At 63.1% G+C, this 15256-nt stretch carries 15 protein-coding genes; 9 read left to right on the top strand and 6 right to left on the bottom strand.

What is annotated here, in order from left to right; translation table 11 throughout:
- The first annotated feature begins 5 nt into the window (after window positions 1-5).
- From tssM to CCOS191_RS10430, 3 genes are all read left to right on the top strand, one after another.
- Window positions 6-3623, top strand: a complete 3618-nt coding sequence (tssM, locus tag CCOS191_RS10420) for a type VI secretion system membrane subunit TssM (RefSeq protein ID WP_046855118.1) — start codon at window positions 6-8, stop codon at window positions 3621-3623.
- Between the two features lie 79 nt (window positions 3624-3702).
- A complete protein-coding gene (locus CCOS191_RS10425) occupies window positions 3703-4200 on the top strand; it encodes a hypothetical protein (protein WP_156177534.1) in 498 nt (165 codons plus the stop codon).
- Between the two features lie 165 nt (window positions 4201-4365).
- Window positions 4366-5130 (top strand): SDR family oxidoreductase, encoded by a 765-nt coding sequence (locus CCOS191_RS10430; RefSeq protein ID WP_046855120.1) that lies wholly within the window; start codon window positions 4366-4368, stop codon window positions 5128-5130.
- Between the two features lie 30 nt (window positions 5131-5160).
- Here CCOS191_RS10430 and CCOS191_RS10435 read toward each other — a convergent pair whose 3' ends face one another.
- Window positions 5161-5631, bottom strand: a complete 471-nt coding sequence (locus CCOS191_RS10435) for a RidA family protein (RefSeq protein ID WP_046855121.1) — start codon at window positions 5629-5631, stop codon at window positions 5161-5163.
- Window positions 5632-5779: 148 nt separating this feature from the next.
- On the opposite strand from CCOS191_RS10435, the gene CCOS191_RS10440 reads away from it, so the two are divergent.
- The gene (locus CCOS191_RS10440; RefSeq protein ID WP_046855122.1) at window positions 5780-7195 is read left to right on the top strand and encodes an aminotransferase-like domain-containing protein; all 1416 of its coding nucleotides are present in this window, start codon (window positions 5780-5782) and stop codon (window positions 7193-7195) included.
- A 32-nt stretch (window positions 7196-7227) separates the two neighbouring features.
- Here the strand turns inward: CCOS191_RS10440 and nhaA are convergent, their stop codons facing one another.
- The 4 genes from nhaA to CCOS191_RS10455 form a co-directional block, all read right to left on the bottom strand.
- Window positions 7228-8430 carry a Na+/H+ antiporter NhaA gene (nhaA, locus tag CCOS191_RS10445; RefSeq protein ID WP_046857748.1) on the bottom strand — a complete coding sequence of 401 codons (1203 nt, stop codon included), beginning with the start codon at window positions 8428-8430 and terminating at the stop codon, window positions 7228-7230.
- Window positions 8431-8714: 284 nt separating this feature from the next.
- Window positions 8715-8861 (bottom strand): hypothetical protein, encoded by a 147-nt coding sequence (locus CCOS191_RS27875; protein WP_156177536.1) that lies wholly within the window; start codon window positions 8859-8861, stop codon window positions 8715-8717.
- 55 nt (window positions 8862-8916) lie between these two features.
- Window positions 8917-9300 (bottom strand): DoxX-like family protein, encoded by a 384-nt coding sequence (locus CCOS191_RS10450; protein WP_046855123.1) that lies wholly within the window; start codon window positions 9298-9300, stop codon window positions 8917-8919.
- Window positions 9297-9749, bottom strand: a complete 453-nt coding sequence (locus CCOS191_RS10455) for a thiol-disulfide oxidoreductase DCC family protein (protein WP_046855124.1) — start codon at window positions 9747-9749, stop codon at window positions 9297-9299. The genes CCOS191_RS10450 and CCOS191_RS10455 overlap by 4 nt, the downstream gene beginning before the upstream one ends.
- A gap of 114 nt (window positions 9750-9863) precedes the next feature.
- Here CCOS191_RS10455 and CCOS191_RS10460 point away from each other — a divergent pair, with 114 nt between their 5' ends.
- Window positions 9864-10067, top strand: a complete 204-nt coding sequence (locus CCOS191_RS10460; RefSeq protein WP_046855125.1) for a DUF1289 domain-containing protein — start codon at window positions 9864-9866, stop codon at window positions 10065-10067.
- On the opposite strand, the gene CCOS191_RS10465 is transcribed toward CCOS191_RS10460, so the two are convergent.
- A complete protein-coding gene (locus tag CCOS191_RS10465; protein WP_046855126.1) occupies window positions 10054-10734 on the bottom strand; it encodes a phytanoyl-CoA dioxygenase family protein in 681 nt (226 codons plus the stop codon). The genes CCOS191_RS10460 and CCOS191_RS10465 overlap by 14 nt on opposite strands.
- A gap of 296 nt (window positions 10735-11030) precedes the next feature.
- On the opposite strand from CCOS191_RS10465, the gene CCOS191_RS10470 reads away from it, so the two are divergent.
- The 4 genes from CCOS191_RS10470 (at window position 11031) to CCOS191_RS27880 (ending at window position 15217) form a co-directional block, all read left to right on the top strand.
- The gene (locus CCOS191_RS10470; RefSeq protein WP_023630028.1) at window positions 11031-11375 is read left to right on the top strand and encodes a hypothetical protein; all 345 of its coding nucleotides are present in this window, start codon (window positions 11031-11033) and stop codon (window positions 11373-11375) included.
- Between the two features lie 129 nt (window positions 11376-11504).
- A complete protein-coding gene (locus CCOS191_RS10475; RefSeq protein ID WP_046855127.1) occupies window positions 11505-13703 on the top strand; it encodes an OsmC domain/YcaO domain-containing protein in 2199 nt (732 codons plus the stop codon).
- A 337-nt stretch (window positions 13704-14040) separates the two neighbouring features.
- Window positions 14041-14943 carry a DMT family transporter gene (locus CCOS191_RS10480; RefSeq protein WP_046855128.1) on the top strand — a complete coding sequence of 301 codons (903 nt, stop codon included), beginning with the start codon at window positions 14041-14043 and terminating at the stop codon, window positions 14941-14943.
- A 130-nt stretch (window positions 14944-15073) separates the two neighbouring features.
- On the top strand, window positions 15074-15217 hold the full coding sequence (locus CCOS191_RS27880) for a PA0050 family protein (protein WP_023630030.1): 144 nt from the start codon (window positions 15074-15076) through the stop codon (window positions 15215-15217).
- Window positions 15218-15256 lie beyond the last annotated feature (39 nt).

Here is a 15256-nt window from a genome sequence, read left to right on the forward strand (position 1 = left end):
CCCCCATGAATCAACTATGGAAGCTATTGAAACGTTGGGGTTTGCCCCTGATGACTCGGATCGGCTTGGCCATGCCGCTGCTGCTTGTGCTGGGTACCGTGCTGATGCTGGTCGCCATCTGGTGGCTCGGGCCGCAGTGGATGTGGCATGAACAGCACCCGCTGGCCAGCATGGCGCATCGCAGCTTGGCCAGCCTGGTGCTCGTGCTGGTGCCGCTGTTGTGCTGGCTAGTGGTGCTGCGCAGGCGATACGTTCGCCTGGAGGCTGAGCGCAAGCAGGCGGTGGCCGCTGAGCTGGACAGCGTATTGCCGCTAGTTCAGGCGCAAGAGAAAGCCTTGGACCAAGGACTTTCGCGATTTCTCGATGGTGCAGGCGGGCGACGTGCGTTGTATCGATTACCTTGGTACTTGGTGATAGGCGACCAGCATGCTGGCAAGACCAGCTTCATCGATCGCACAGAACAAAGCTTTTCCCTGACCCGGATCGACAAGGCACAGGCTCGGGGCAGACAGGCCCAAGCGCTGGCCTTTCCGATAGGTTGGTGGGTCAGCAATGATGCGGTGATCATCGATCCGCCAGGGGCGTTCATCAGGCAGGAGTCGCTGGCAGGCTCGCCGGTCGACGAATCAGCCACACAGCAAGTGCCACCTGCAACCTCGGCCAGGCTGTGGCAGCACCTGCTGGACTGGTTGTTGCGCAGCCGCAGCCAGAGAGCCCTAAATGGCATATTGCTGGTAGTCGACTTACCCGCGTTATTGCATGGCACACCCGAGCAGCGCATTGCCTTGGCGCATGTGTTGCGCACCCGTCTGTACGAGGTCAGTAGTCAATTGGGTTCGCGGCTGCCGCTGTATGTGGTGCTGACCAAGTTCGACCTGTTGGACGGGTTCGACCAGCTCTATGCCGGGCTCTCCGTCTCCATGCGGGAAAAAATGCTCGGTTTCACGTTCAAGCTGGACGCGATCGGCACGTTCGACGCTTGGCTGGAGGAGTATGGCGATCACTATGAACAGTTGATCGGCCAGCTGTTCGAGCAGGTGGTGGATCGGCTCGATGCGCTGGACAGTGCTCCGCAGCGCGCGCGCCTGTTCTCATTGCATGCCCAATTGATCGGCTTGCGCCCAATACTGCTGGAGTTCCTGAAGGAAGCGCTGGCCAGTGATCGCTACACCACGCCAGCCTTGGTACGCGGAGTGTACTGGTCCTCGGTCATCCAGCAAGGTGACATGTTCAATGCGTTCGTGCGCGAGGCCGCGCAACCCTACAAGACGAAGCTCCCTCTGCTCGAGGGCAAGGCGCAAACCAAGGCGCTGCCGTACTTCATCCAGCATGCGTTCGGGCGCGTCATCTATAAGGAAGCCGGACTTGCTGGGGATAACATCAAGGTGGCACGCAGCAAGCGCCAACTCCTATGGGTGGGCTCAGGGATAGGCATGCTGGCTTTTTGTGTCGCCATCGCCGGCTGGCAGCGCTTTTTCGACATCAATGGCGACAAAGCCGCCAACGTGCTTGCCAAAAGCAGGGAATACAGCCATCACGAGGTGGACCAGCGTCTGGATCCTACCGGACGCAATCTACTGGAGCCGCTGGACCAGATTCGTGATGCGGTATCGGTTTTTGGCGACTACCGCGCTGCATGGCCGGGTGTTTCCGATTTTGGCCTGTATCAGGGGCGCGCTATCGGCCCGCGTGTCGATGAGGCATATCTCAGCTTGCTCTCCAAGCGGTTCCTGCCGGCCTTGGCCAGTGGTGTGATCGACGCCATGGATGCGGCGCCGCCAGGCAGTGAGCAGCAAATGGCTGCCCTCAGGGTTTACCGCATGCTGGAAGACCGTCAGAACCGCCGCACCGAATGGGTTGAAGAGTGGATGGCCCGACAATGGCAGCAGAAATTCCCTGGCCAGGGGCAACTGCAGCGCGACCTCATGCGGCACCTTAAGTACGCCTTGGCCTACGCCGATATCGACCTGCCGCAGTACAGCCAACGTGTCGCCGTGGCGCAGGCAGCGCTGCGCAAGGTGCCGCTACCCGAGCGGGTTTACGCCGGCCTGAAACAACAGGCCGGGGAGCAGTTGCACGCCGGGCTGGACTTGCGTCATCAGGTTGGGCCTGCCTTCGACGTGGTGTATCAGCCGTCCATGGGCGCCAGGAAGGGTAATGATGTGCTGTTAGCACCGATGCTCACTGCCAAAGGTTTCAAGGAGTACTTCGAGCCACGCAGTCAGCGCTTCGCCGATTTGGCGATGATTGACCAATGGGCGCTGGGCGAGCGTAGCCAGCTCGATTATTCGGATGCCGACAGGGAGGCGCTGAGCGAACGGCTGCGCAACTTATACAGTGCCGATTACATTGACAGTTGGCGCCGTGCCCTCAACGCTTTCAGCGTGGCTGATTTCCGTGACCTGGACCATGGTGTCGCGATCCTGCAGCAGTTGACGGGGCCTGCTGCGCCGTTGCATCGATTGCTCGATACGGTAAGGGACAACACGTCGCTCTCATCGACTGGCGTTGTTGAGCTGGCAGATGAAGCCAAGACAGTGCCACCGACAAGTATCAAGCCTGAACATCAGCAGGCGTGGACTATTCAAAGGGCCTTTTCCGGGCTGAGCGCGATGCTGCAGGTAACGGCAGAAAAGCCTAGCTACTACGATGAAACCCTGGCTGCTATTGCAGCCGTGCACGACTACGCCAAGGTGGTGCAGGATAGCCCGGACCGAGGTAAGGCTGCACTGCAGGCCGTGCATAAGCGTTTCTCGATGACCGGGCATGATCCCATCGGCACCTTGCAACGGGTATCCACCGGCTTGCCTGAGCCGATCAACCACCAGGTCCGAAAGCTGGCTGATCAAACGGCGCAGGTATTGAACGTTGAAGCTCTGCGCGAGTTGGAACGGCGCTGGGACGTCGAGGTGTACAGCTTCTTCCAGCAGCGTCTGGCAGGCCGATACCCCTTTGTGGCCAGGGCGCCCGACGCGTCCCTGGATGACTTCGAGGCGTTCTTCGGGCCGAAGGGCCAGCTGCAGCAGTTCAATGAGCAGTATCTGAAGGTGTTCCTGAAGGACAACCTCGAAGCCCTGCAAACCGGCCAGCAGGGGCAGTCCCTGATCCGCAGCGATGTGATCGAGCAGTTGGAACTGGCAGACCGCATTCGCGAAACGTTTTTCGATCAGCGCGGCAACTTGAGTGTGCAGTTCAGTATCGAGCCGTTAGGGCTGAGTGCGAACCAGCGCACCAGCCTGCTGGATCTGGACGGTCAGTTGATTTCTTACACCCATGGCACGAGCCAGATCACCGGCATCATCTGGCCCAATACGCTTGGGCAGCATGTGCGTAGCAACCTGACGCTGCTCAGGCAGAACGGCAACAGCAGCAGCCTGGAGTACCGAGGGCCATGGTCCATGTTTCGCCTGCTCAGTCGCGGTTCGCTCAATGGGCGGACGGCGACCAGTGTGGATCTGAGTTTCAGGACTGGTGATGGTGTAATGCGCTACCGGCTCAGCGCAGAGAAGGCCTTCAACCCAATTACTCAACAACCGTTCAAAGGCTTCCGCTTGCCGCGCGGGTTGCTGCAGCAGCCATCCAGGGTGGCTCTGGTCGGGCAGACGGTCGCACCTGGCATGTAAGGAGTGGGCGATACAAAAGGAAGAGCGAGTACAAGCTTTGCATTGCTGTACCCAGGCCATCGAACAACTTGAGGCTGGGATGCGCACCGTGCGCAATCCGATCGTCGCAGGAGGAGAAGTGATGGAAGAAGAGGTACTCGTTGGCCTTGCAACCCAGTGCAGGGACAAAATGGGGCAGAGAGGTCACCGAGTGATCGAAATGCTCAGTCGCGAAGCGACCCTGGTTGCCGAAATCGCTTCAATGCGGGCACAGGTCAAGCTTGCCCGGCAGGAGGCTTATGCTGGGCACAAGGATCTGGATACCCAGTGGCTGAGAAGGATCAACTACGCAATCATCATGACCAAGAAGGAATTGGCTGGCATTCGGGTTGATCGTGGCTTAGCACAGTATCAGCAGAAGGAAGAGAGGCGTAAGTTGAATCTGTTGACCCAGCTATCCGAGCAAGCGTTGTTCATGCGCCATGCTAAGAGTCTCCTTACAAAGAAGGTCTTCGAAGAGATTCGCGCGGCAGTTCGTAGCGAGGTGTCGGTAGTGGTGCCGCAGATGTCTGGGCATGGGTTCGATGACTGCACGTAAGCTTGCGGAGGCGCTTCGCCCTTGACCAGTGCTCCCCCTGACTCGTCGAATCTTTATCTAGCTGTCGGCTGACCACAGTCCGCAAGAAACGGAGAGCATCCCCCCGTACCGCACCCGATAGTACCCGCGCACCCTGCAAATCACCTTCAGGACGAGGTACAGATCATGCAATTGGCAGGCAAAGTGGCAATCATCACCGGTGCCAGCTCCGGCATCGGCCGTGCGGCGGCGAAACTGTTCGCCCGGCACGGCGCCAATCTGGTGCTCACCGCGCGGCGCCAGGCCGAGCTCGAGCAGTTGGCGGCGGACATCACGGCAGACGGACACGGCCGGGTCTTTACGGTGGCCGGTGACATAACCGACGCGGCGCTGGCCAGGGAACTGGTGGACATGGCGGTGTCGCGCTTCGGTGGCCTGGACATCGCCTTCAACAATGCAGGCACCCTCGGTGAGCTGGCTGCTGTTCCCGAGCTGACGCTGGACGCCTGGCAACACACCTTGCATACCAACCTGACCAGCGCTTTCCTCTGCGCACAGGCGCAGATCCCGGCGCTGCTGGCCCGTGGCGGTGGCTCGCTGATCTTCACCTCGACCTTCGTCGGCCACACGGTGGGCATGCCGGGCATGGCTGCTTATGCGGCCAGCAAGGCGGGCCTGGTCGGCCTGGTCCAGGTCATCGCGGCGGAGCAGGGCGCCCGGGGTATACGCGCCAATGCGCTGCTGCCGGGCGGTACCGACACGCCGATGGGCCGCAGTGTGATGAGCAGCCCCGAGGCCCAGGCCCATGTCAAAGGGTTGCACGCCCTCAAGCGCCTGGCCAGGCCGGAGGAAATCGCCGAGGCGGCACTGTTCCTGGCCTCGGACGCATCAAGCTTCATGACCGGGTCGGCGATGGTGGTGGATGGCGGGGTATCGGTGGTGCGCGGTTGAGGTGTGCGGTAGCACGCCATGCCTGGGGCATCACGTCACCGCAGCGATCAGGTCGATTTCCACGGGGGCATTCTTCGGCAGCCTGAGCACGCCGACCGAAGTTCGTGTATGAGCGCCGGCTTCGCCAAACACACTGTACAAGACCTGCGAAGCACCGTTGGCCACCTCGCTCTGCCGGGTGAACGCTTCGGCCGACTGCACGAACACGGTCATGCGCAGGATGGCGCGGATGTTATCCAGCGAGCCAACCTGTTCACGCACCAATGCCAGGCAGCGCAGGGCGCTGACCATGGCTGCGGTGCGTGCATCCTTGAGGCTGACTTCGCTCCCCACCCGGCCGGGGTGGATCACCTCTTCGTCAATGCGCGGGATCTGCCCGCTGACGTACACAACGCCTTCATGGCGCACGGTGGCGGCGTAGTCGCCACCGAGTTTCAACCCTGCTTCGAAGGAATAACCCAGCTGATCAAGTATCGCGGCAAACTGTGCTTCACGGGACATAGGGCGCTTCTCGGTCTCTTCATGGCCTTGGGGCGGTATGCGCTAGGCGCAAGCCGGATGCCGATGCATAGTAGAAAGGCGCTGGCCGCAGGGGCAGGGCAACTTCGGATGGAAACCTCTGAACTTTACTGCCGGGACGACCAGTACAATGCAGCGACAGCGCGCGGTGATCGCCGCCATCGAACTCCAGCCGGGGCAACCGCTGGTGCAGCAGATTGCCGAGGGTTTTACCGAGGCCATCGGGCATGGGGCTTTGGCCCCAGGGGTGCGGTTGCCGCCCATTCGCGAGTTGACCGAGCTGTTGGGGGTGAGCAAGTCCACGGTGGTGGAAGCCCTGGACCGACTGCGCGCCACCGGGCTGGTGGTATCGCGCCAGGGCGCTGGCCACTATGTGGCACGCGATGCCCAGGTCATGGGCACGGAGGCTGTGCGCAATCTGCTGCCCCAGGACCCAGTGAGTGTGCTCCGTCACGCACTGCTGACGGACAACGGCATGTTGCGCCCCGGCTGCGGCTTCCTGCCGTCCTCATGGATGCCCGTGGATACCCTGCTCAAGGCCATGCGCGGGTGCCTGCGGGCCAGCGAGTTGCGCATGGGAGAGTACGGCTCGGCGGCAGGCTACCTGCCGCTGCGTCAATGGCTGCGGCTCAAGCTCGGCACCTTGGGCATCGATGTCCCGGTCGAGCAGATCGTCACCACCGCCAACACCATGCAAGGCGTGGACATGCTGTTGCGCCTGATCCTGCGCAGGGGGGGCAGCGTCCTGGTCGACGATCCGTGCTATTTCAACTTCCGCGCCAACCTGCATTACCACGGCGCCCGCCCGGTTTGTGTGGCGCGATCGATGGAAGGCATCGATTTCGTGGCTTTCGAGCAACTGCTGATTGCCCATCGCCCGCGGGTCTACCTGACCAACAGTGCCTTGCACAATCCAACTGGGCATTCCTTTTCGGCATTGCAGGTCCACCGCCTGCTGGAGCTGTGTCAGCGCTATGGGGTGCACGTCATCGAAGATGATCTGTATTGCGATATCCAGCATAAACGCACGCCCCGCCTGGCAGGGGTGGGTGGCCTGGACAATGTCAGCTATGTCTGCGGCTACTCGAAGACCCTCACTGCCAATTGTCGCGTCAGCTACCTGGCCGTGGGCGCCGAATTGGCGGGGCAACTGACGCTGCTCAAGATGAAGTGCGGCGGCGTGACGTCCGAGCTGACCGAGCAGGTGATTCATCGCCTGCTGACTGAAGGGAGCTATGAGCGGCATACGCGCAGGGTTGTCGACCGGCTGCATGAGGCCAGTGGGCGGGTGGTTGGCTGGTTGCGCGAGGCAGGGTGCGAGGTGGCGTCGTGCCAAGGGGAGGGGCTGTTCTTGTGGACCCGGCTACCCGCCGGTGTCGATGGCGAGGCCATCGCCATGAGCGGCTTGCAGCATGATCTGGTGCTGTCACCCGGCACCTTGCTGAGCGCTCAGGCCGATGCCCGGGCATTCATGCGTTTCAATGTCGGTCACAGTGACAATGTGAAGGTCCGCGACACCTTTCTGCGCCTGCTCGACAGCCACTGAGCTATCGAGCAGGCGCGGGCCGTGGGGCTACTTCAATCGGCCTGCTTGGGCGCAAATCGCAGGATCAGGCAGGCAATGATTGCCGACAGCAACGAGCCCAACAAGATGCCGATCTTGGCTGCATCGATCTTCTCGGCCTGGCCCGGGAAGGCCAGTTCGCCGATGAACAGGCTCATGGTGAAGCCGATACCGCAGAGCATCGCCACGCCGTAGATCTGCAGCCAGCTGGCGCCTTGGGGTTTGCTGGCCAGGCCGGTCTTGACCGCCAGCAGCACGCCACCAAACACGCCGAACTGCTTGCCCAGCAGCAGGCCCAGGGCAATGGCCAGCGGCAGCGGGGCAAAGATGTCGTCAAGGCCCAGGTCGCCGAACGAGACGCCGGCGTTGGCAAAACCGAAAGCCGGCACGATGAGGAAACCGACCCATGGCGCCAGGCCATGCTCCAGCTTGAGCAGCGGGCTGGCCTCGCGGGCCTCGCTGCTGCCTGTGCTGTACGGAATCAACAGGGCGCCGACCACGCCGGCGATGGTGGCGTGCACGCCTGACAGCAGGGTCACGTACCACAGCGCGGCCACGCCGATCAGGTAGGGCCACAGGCTGACCACGCGCAGGCGGTTGCAGGCCAGCAGGATGGCGATGATGCCGGCGGCACCAGCCAGTGCCAGCAGGTTCAGCGACGAGGTGTAGAACACCGCGATGATTGCCACCGCGCCCATGTCGTCGATGATCGCCACCGACACCAGCATCACCTTGAGCGACAGCGGCGCATGCCGCCCGAGCAGGGCCAGGGCGCCGACGGCGAAGGCGATGTCGGTGGCGGCCGGGATCGCCCAGCCGTTGGACAGCCCGGGTTCACCGCCTGCCACCGCCAGGTAGATGAGCGCCGGCACGGCCATGCCCATCATTGCCGGCAGTGCCGGCAGGCGGCGTTGCTCCCAGCTGGCCAGGCGGCCGTCGACCAGCTCGCGCTTGATCTCCAGGCCCACCAGCAGGAAGAAGATCGCCATCAAACCATCGTTGATCCACATGTGCACGGTCATCGGGCCGAGTTTGTCGGTCAGCACCGGGCCGACGGGCAGGTGCAGCAGGTGCTGGTAGGCACCGGCCCAGGGGCTGTTGGCGATGACGATGGCCAGCGCGGCGGTGAACATCAGCAATACGCCGCCGGCCGCTTCGGTGGCCAGCAGGTGACGCAGCATCGAGCGCGGCTTGACGGTTGGAAGGGGTGCAGTCATGTAACGGTCCTCGTTCATGGCATCACCCTCGCAATGGCAGTGGCGCGGCGGGCAACGGACACGGCGAGACGCTGGCTCCGGACTGGACGGGCCACTGCGGCGAAGGGCGAGAAGAAGGATGGGGAATGCGGCGCAGCAACCCACGCCGTGAAGACACGGGGCAGGAAGGGCCATGGGGAATGGGGGCATGCGTGCAACATGGACGGATCTCACGGAAAACAAATGAATGTTCTCCGTATTCGGGAAGGCTCCCGGGCGCACGCAGCACACGCCAGGCGGCCATTCTAGCTATGCGGGCGAAGATATGCGCCAACATTTTGCGTCCAAATGTTGCCAGGTGAAGGTGCGGCACTGCGGCCTTCCGACGCCTGTGCCATCGCGCCTGCGATCAGCATGAGCAGGGTGATGAAGGCAGCGAGCAGTACGGCCATGGGGCGGTTTCCTTGCTGAGGGCCTGCAGTTCCGACTGCTGCGCGGGGCGCTTCGTTAGCCGTCAGGGGTAGGGCCCTGCCTTGAGGCCCACGCCACGGCGCACAGTGCCATACCTGCCACGTTCAGCGAGACCGGGTTGAAGGCGTCCACCAGCATCGACGGCTGCATCACCGCCACATCCACCAGCAGCCCAAGCAGCACGCCCGCGGCGACCAGCAACGGCCAGGCCAGGCTCGGCATCAGCAGCAGTGCGGCGAGCACCAGTTCAGCTACGCCGGCAATTTGTGACAGCCAGGCTGCATGCCCGAGTCCGTGGGCCTGCAACAACAACTGCTCACCGGGGCTGAGGAACAGCAGCTTGGGTACCAGCCCGTGGTAGGCGAAGATGAACGCCAGGCTGGCGCGCGCCAGCCAGTGCACCTGGCGCAGGCGCTTCATGGCTGGCCCTGGAGAAAGCGTCGCTGGTGGTCTGGGCTCGGTAGCAGGCATTGGTCGTGCTTGCCGAACAGGCGATAGCGATTGAGTGCCACGCGATCATACAGCCAGTCCCGTAGCCCCTGCGGGCATATGCGCAGTACCCGCAGCAGCGCCCAGGCGCCGGGCAGTTGCCGGACGATTTCGAAAAACGCCGCGGAGCGTACCCAGCAGTTCTGGTCACGGATCACCGCCATGGTGTCGAACGCCGTTATCGGCAGGCCCGCCCAGGCGAGCAGCGCCTGGCCTTGCGCTGACTGCACCGTGGCCAGGCGGATGCGTTGATGGCGATCATGGCGGATCACGAATTTCGCCCAGCCGTTGCACAGCTTGCATACACCGTCGAACAGCAAGACGGTTTCTCCTGGCGCAAGCAGTGGCGCAGGGGTAGGGCGTTTCAGGGCAGCGGGCATGGCTTGATTCCGTTCAGGCGGTGGGGCGGTATTGTATAGCGTTCAGGTAGGCGAAGGGGCATGCACCCTGTGGACCGAAGCCAGTATGATGCGCCCCCAAAAGTGGAGTGTGCCATGGCCAAAGACATCGACAACCCTTGCGTTTCGCTATGCCAGCTCAACAGCGAGCTGTGCGTCAGCTGTGGCCGGACCCGGGACGAGATCCGCAAATGGCGCGGCATGAAGCGGCCGGAAAAGATGGCGACCGTGCAGCGCGCGGCGGCGCGTATGAAGGCCATCGTCAAGAAGAACGCCAAGCGCCAGGTCATGGCGTCGTGAACGGGTAGTCCGAGGGTTCGAAGCGTTGCTGCGTGTCCATTTGGACGCCACGCAGATGCGCGGTTTCCTCGAACACGGCATACAGCGGGTCGGCGGCATAACCGATCAGCAGCGCGCGGCGCGGTGCACCGCTGGCGTTCAGGCTGCCGGCATGTACCAGGTCGACATCGAACACCAGGGCGTCGCCCGCTCGCCCGGCAAGCTGGACGCTGCGTGATTCGTCACTGAAGTCGAAAGGTGGCGCGTCCGGGGCGGGGCGATGGCTGCCGGGGACGATACGGGTGGCTCCGTTGTCCAGGCCGTAATCGTCCAGGTAGACCATCACTCCCACCGTGTCGCCCGGGCGCTGCGCCGACAGGTCCCGGTGCAGGCGCTGATGGCCACCCCCGGCAACAGGGGCGCGCCCCTCGACCTGGTAGAGGAAGAACCGTTCGCCGATCAACGCGCCAACGGCTGCCAGCACATGCGGCAAGCGGCAAACGGCCTGGACCGCTGCTGCGCCATCCAGTTGCGCATGACGCCAGTCCCTGGCGCGGGGCACCGGCCAGTCCTCCGAGGGTTTCACCCCGGCCTCGAACACCCGACGCAGCTCGTCCAGCCATTGTGCCGGGATCGCCTGGCGGAGCAGGGCATAGCCCGCCTGGTGGAGCTGTTGGTGATGGGGCATGGCACTCCCGTTATCCCTGTCAGTCGTGTGTTGGCCAAGGGTAGTGAGCCTGGTCGGCTTTTGCGAGCGCCATGGGTAGCGTGCACTTGGCCAATCACTTCTAGGGTCTGTACGAAATGTGTCTGCGCGAAGGCCAGACAAGGCGAAACGGGGGGAGGAACGGCCGGGGTCGCGCCCGACTGTACTGGAGTACATGAGCATTCCGAGCCCCGTTTCAACGCAGTATGGGCGAGTGCAGATACATTTCGTACAGAGCCTAGACTTGCGTACATCACCTGTATCCGTAGGAGAGGCCCATGCGCAGACTCTGGCAAAAGTACCTGGCACTGCTCGACGCCGACCTCAGCGCCAAGGTGTTCGACAACTTGAAGAACCTGCTGGTGTGCGCGCTGCTGTTCGCCGCAGGCACCGAGGCGATTCACGGTGACCAGCAGATCCTGCTGGGCTTGTGGGTGTCGAGCTTTACCGGCTGGGGGCTGATTCTGGTGTCGGCGCTGCTGTTGCTGCTGAACGTCAGCGATACCTTGCACCGGCTGGCCAAGCTGCCTTATCACACGGCGCTGCAGGTGATCCTGTGTTTGCTTTACCTGGTGCTGGCTTCGCGGGTGGTCGAGATCGTCTGGAGCTTCCGGGCGGAGTAGCGGCTGGCGAAGCCATGAAAGAGGCCCGCGCGACCCGTTGCGGCTCGTCCGGCGGTATGCCAAGACATTCGCCGGCGAATCCCGGATAATACCCGCCATTTTCCGCCCCGCTTCCTGGTACCCCCTCGCATGGAAATCAAGGTCAATTTTCTCGACAACCTCCGTCTCGAAGCCAAGTTCGACGACTTCACGGTGATCGCCGACCAGCCGATCCGCTACAAGGGCGACGGCTCGGCCCCGGGGCCGTTCGACTACTTCCTGGCCTCGTCGGCCCTGTGCGCGGCGTACTTCGTCAAGCTGTACTGCCAGACCCGCGACATTCCGACCGAGAATATCCGCCTGTCGCAGAACAACATCGTCGACCCCGAGAACCGCTACAACCAGATCTTCAAGATCCAGGTCGAGCTGCCCGAGGACATTTCCGAGAAGGACCGCCAGGGCATCCTGCGCTCCATCGACCGTTGCACTGTGAAGAAAGTGGTGCAGACCGGCCCCGAGTTCATCATCGAGGAGGTCGACAACCTCGACGCCGATGCCCAGGCATTGCTGATGCCGGTGTCGGACACCACCACCTACATCCCCGGCAAGGACCTGCCGCTGGAGCAGACCATCGCCAACATGTCTGCCCTGCTGGCGGAGCTGGGGATGAAGATCGAGATCGCCTCGTGGCGCAACATCGTGCCCAACGTCTGGTCGCTGCACGTGCGCGACGCGCAGTCGCCGATGTGCTTCACCAACGGCAAGGGCGCGACCAAGGAAGCGGCGCTGGCCTCGGCGCTGGGTGAGTTCATCGAGCGCTTGAACTGCAACTTCTTCTACAACGACCAGTTCTGGGGCGAGGACATCGCCAACGCCGCGTTCGTGCACTACCCCAACGAGCAGTGGTTCAAGCCCGGGCCCAAGGACGCGCTGCCGGCCGAGATCCTCGATGATTACTGCCTTGAGATCTTCAACCCCGACGGCGAGCTGCGCGGCTCGCACCTGTACGACACCAACTCGGGCAACAAGGAGCGCGGTATCTGCTCGCTGCCGTTCGTGCGCCAGTCGGACGGCGAGACGGTGTACTTCCCGTCCAACCTGATCGAGAACCTGTACCTGAGCAACGGCATGAGCGCCGGCAACACCCTGGCCGAGGCGCAGGTGCAGTGCCTGTCGGAGATCTTCGAGCGGGCAGTCAAGCGCGAGATCCTCGAAGGCGAGCTGTGCCTGCCGGACGTGCCGCAGGAGGTACTGGCCAAGTACCCGGGCATCGTCGCCGGCATCCAGGGGCTGGAGGAGCAGGGCTTCCCGGTGCTGGTCAAGGACGCGTCGCTGGGCGGTGAGTTCCCGGTGATGTGCGTGACCCTGATGAACCCGCGCACCGGCGGCGTGTTCGCGTCGTTCGGTGCCCATCCGAGCTTCGAGGTGGCGCTGGAACGCAGCCTCACCGAACTGCTTCAGGGCCGCAGCTTTGAGGGCCTGAACGATCTGCCGCAGCCGACCTTCGACAGCCTTGCGTTGACCGAGCCGAACAACTTCGTCGAGCACTTCATCGACTCCAGCGGCGTGGTGTCGTGGCGCTTCTTCAGTGCCAAGGCCGACTTCGAGTTCGTCGAGTGGGACTTCTCGGGCCACGGCGAGGACTCCAACCAGCAGGAGGCGCAGACGCTGTTCGGTATCCTCGAGGACCAGGGCAAGGAGGTGTACATGGCCGTGTACGACGACCTTGGCGCCACCGCCTGCCGCATCCTGGTGCCGGGTTATTCGGAGATCTACCCGGTCGAGGACCTGATCTGGGACAACACCAACCGGGCGCTGGGCTTCCGTGCCGACATCCTCAACCTGCACAAGCTGGACAACCGCTCGCTGAAGCTGCTGCTCAAGCGTCTGGACAATGCCGAGGTGGACGACTACACCACCATCACCACGCTGATCGGCGTCGAGTTCGACGACAACACGGTGTGGGGCCAGCTGACCATCCTCGAGCTGAAACTGCTGATTCACCTGGTGCTGCAGCGCTTCGAGGAGGCCAAGGAGCTGGTCGAGATGTTCCTGCAGTTCAACGACAACACCGTCGAGCGCGGGCTGTTCTACCAGGCGCTGAACGTGGTGCTGGAGGTGGTGCTGGACGATGAGCTGGAGATGGCCGACTACGAGGCCAACTTGCGCCGCATGTTCGGCAACGAGCGGATGGACGCGGTGCTGGGCTCGGTGGACGGTAGCGTGCGATTCCATGGCTTGACCCCGACCAGCATGAAGCTCGAGGGGCTGGACCGCCACCTGCGCCTGGTCGAGAGCTACAAGAAGCTGCACGCCGCACGGGCGAGGGCGGCCGGGTTAAACAGCTGATCACGTCTTGAATGCCAAGGGCCGCGTAAAGCGGCCCTTTTCATTTGCAACGGAGTTCTCTGCAGGCGCGCATTGTCTTTGTCGTTTCCCGTCGCATGATGCGTCGCAATCAGACAAGCACCTGTCTGCGCCAATCTGCTTGCTTGGCTCTTGGATCTGAATAATTGATCCATCGGTCAACCCCGCGCCAAGGGCTGGCTGGCGCAACAGATTCGAGTAAGCAGCCTCGCCTCACAATTCCAACGCTGCGGCGCCCCACAACTACAGCCCTAGAAACCCTTGGCGCACACGCGGCCGGCCACGGCAGCGACGTGCGCGCTTGTGAGACTTGACTGCCATGATCGCTACTTCCGTTTCCGCCGCCGATACATCGGGCGGCCATCGCAATGCATTGCTTGTCGCCCATCTCGCGGCGATCCTGTTCGGCCTGACCGGCATCCTCGGCGCGCTGATCCAGGCCGATGCCAGCCTGATCACCGTTGGCCGCGCCACCTTCGCCTTCATTGCCCTGGGCTTTGTCGCCGGGCTCAAGGGCACCCGCCTGCTCGATGCGCTGAAGCGGCGCAACCTGCCGGTGCTGGTGCTGACCGGCGCATTGCTGGCGGCGCACTGGCTGACCTTCTTCGTGGCCGTCAAGGCCGGGGGTGTGGCGGTGGCCACCCTGGGCTTTGCCAGTTTCCCGGCCTTTATCGCACTGATCGATGTGCTGGTGTTCCGTGAACGCATTGGTGCCGTCGAGACGCTGTTGCTGCTGATGGTCACGGCAGGCCTGGTGCTGGTGGTGCCGTCGTTCGACCTGCTCGACAGTGGTACCCAGGGTTTGCTGTGGGGCCTGGCCTCGGGGCTGGCGTTCGCCTTGCTGGCGGTGGCCAACCGCCGTCGCCCGGCCGGCATGAACGCGATGCAGGTGGCGTTCTGGCAGAACCTGGTGGTGGCACTGCTGGTGGCGCCGCTCGCGTTCAACCACCTGGAAGGAGCCCGCCTGGATGGCGCCGACTGGATCAACCTCGCCTTGCTGGGCGTGTTCTGCACCGGGCTTGCGCAGTTCCTGTTCGTCAAGAGCCTCGACGGCCTGGAGGCACGCACGGCGGGCATGATCCTGGCCCTGGAGCCGGTGTATGCCATCGCCGGTGCCTGGTGGTTGTTCGCTGAACAGCCATCACCACGCATGGCTGCCGGGGCGGCATTGATCGTGCTGGCGACCGTGTGCTGTGCCTGGCGCAAGGCGCCGACGCACTGAGCCGTGGCCCTGGTGCGACGATGAACCACAGTGGCGCAATGAGCGGGGTTGGTCTTAGCTGTTGCGGGCCCGGCGAGCGGTTGTCGCTCGTCGGGGAAGGATCGTCAGGGATAGGCCCAAGGAGGGTTGGATGAACAGGAAAATGCTGGCTGGCGCGATACTGCTGTGGATGTGCTCGATGACGGCGCAGGCCGATTGCGCGGTACTGGGACCCTGGGAGGACCCTTGTGCCGGCCCGGTGCTGGGCCCGACGACCTGCGTGTGCGAGCGCTGACCACAGCGAAGGTGCAGGGAAGCATCAATTATTGACCAG

Source organism: Pseudomonas sp. CCOS 191 (assembly GCF_001007005.1).
Lineage (GTDB): Bacteria > Pseudomonadota > Gammaproteobacteria > Pseudomonadales > Pseudomonadaceae > Aquipseudomonas > Aquipseudomonas soli.

Bases quoted from the DNA above. Each gene is read 5' to 3' on its own strand.
- tssM (WP_046855118.1), top strand. From the start codon at position 6: ATGAATCAACTATGGAAGCTATTGAAACGTTGGGGTTTGCCCCTGATG.
- CCOS191_RS10425 (WP_156177534.1), top strand. From the start codon at position 3,703: ATGCGCACCGTGCGCAATCCGATCGTCGCAGGAGGAGAAGTGATGGAA.
- CCOS191_RS10430 (WP_046855120.1), top strand. From the start codon at position 4,366: ATGCAATTGGCAGGCAAAGTGGCAATCATCACCGGTGCCAGCTCCGGC.
- CCOS191_RS10435 (WP_046855121.1), bottom strand. From the start codon at position 5,631: ATGTCCCGTGAAGCACAGTTTGCCGCGATACTTGATCAGCTGGGTTAT.
- CCOS191_RS10440 (WP_046855122.1), top strand. From the start codon at position 5,780: ATGCAGCGACAGCGCGCGGTGATCGCCGCCATCGAACTCCAGCCGGGG.
- nhaA (WP_046857748.1), bottom strand. From the start codon at position 8,430: ATGACTGCACCCCTTCCAACCGTCAAGCCGCGCTCGATGCTGCGTCAC.
- CCOS191_RS27875 (WP_156177536.1), bottom strand. From the start codon at position 8,861: ATGGCCGTACTGCTCGCTGCCTTCATCACCCTGCTCATGCTGATCGCA.
- CCOS191_RS10450 (WP_046855123.1), bottom strand. From the start codon at position 9,300: ATGAAGCGCCTGCGCCAGGTGCACTGGCTGGCGCGCGCCAGCCTGGCG.
- CCOS191_RS10455 (WP_046855124.1), bottom strand. From the start codon at position 9,749: ATGCCCGCTGCCCTGAAACGCCCTACCCCTGCGCCACTGCTTGCGCCA.
- CCOS191_RS10460 (WP_046855125.1), top strand. From the start codon at position 9,864: ATGGCCAAAGACATCGACAACCCTTGCGTTTCGCTATGCCAGCTCAAC.
- CCOS191_RS10465 (WP_046855126.1), bottom strand. From the start codon at position 10,734: ATGCCCCATCACCAACAGCTCCACCAGGCGGGCTATGCCCTGCTCCGC.
- CCOS191_RS10470 (WP_023630028.1), top strand. From the start codon at position 11,031: ATGCGCAGACTCTGGCAAAAGTACCTGGCACTGCTCGACGCCGACCTC.
- CCOS191_RS10475 (WP_046855127.1), top strand. From the start codon at position 11,505: ATGGAAATCAAGGTCAATTTTCTCGACAACCTCCGTCTCGAAGCCAAG.
- CCOS191_RS10480 (WP_046855128.1), top strand. From the start codon at position 14,041: ATGATCGCTACTTCCGTTTCCGCCGCCGATACATCGGGCGGCCATCGC.
- CCOS191_RS27880 (WP_023630030.1), top strand. From the start codon at position 15,074: ATGAACAGGAAAATGCTGGCTGGCGCGATACTGCTGTGGATGTGCTCG.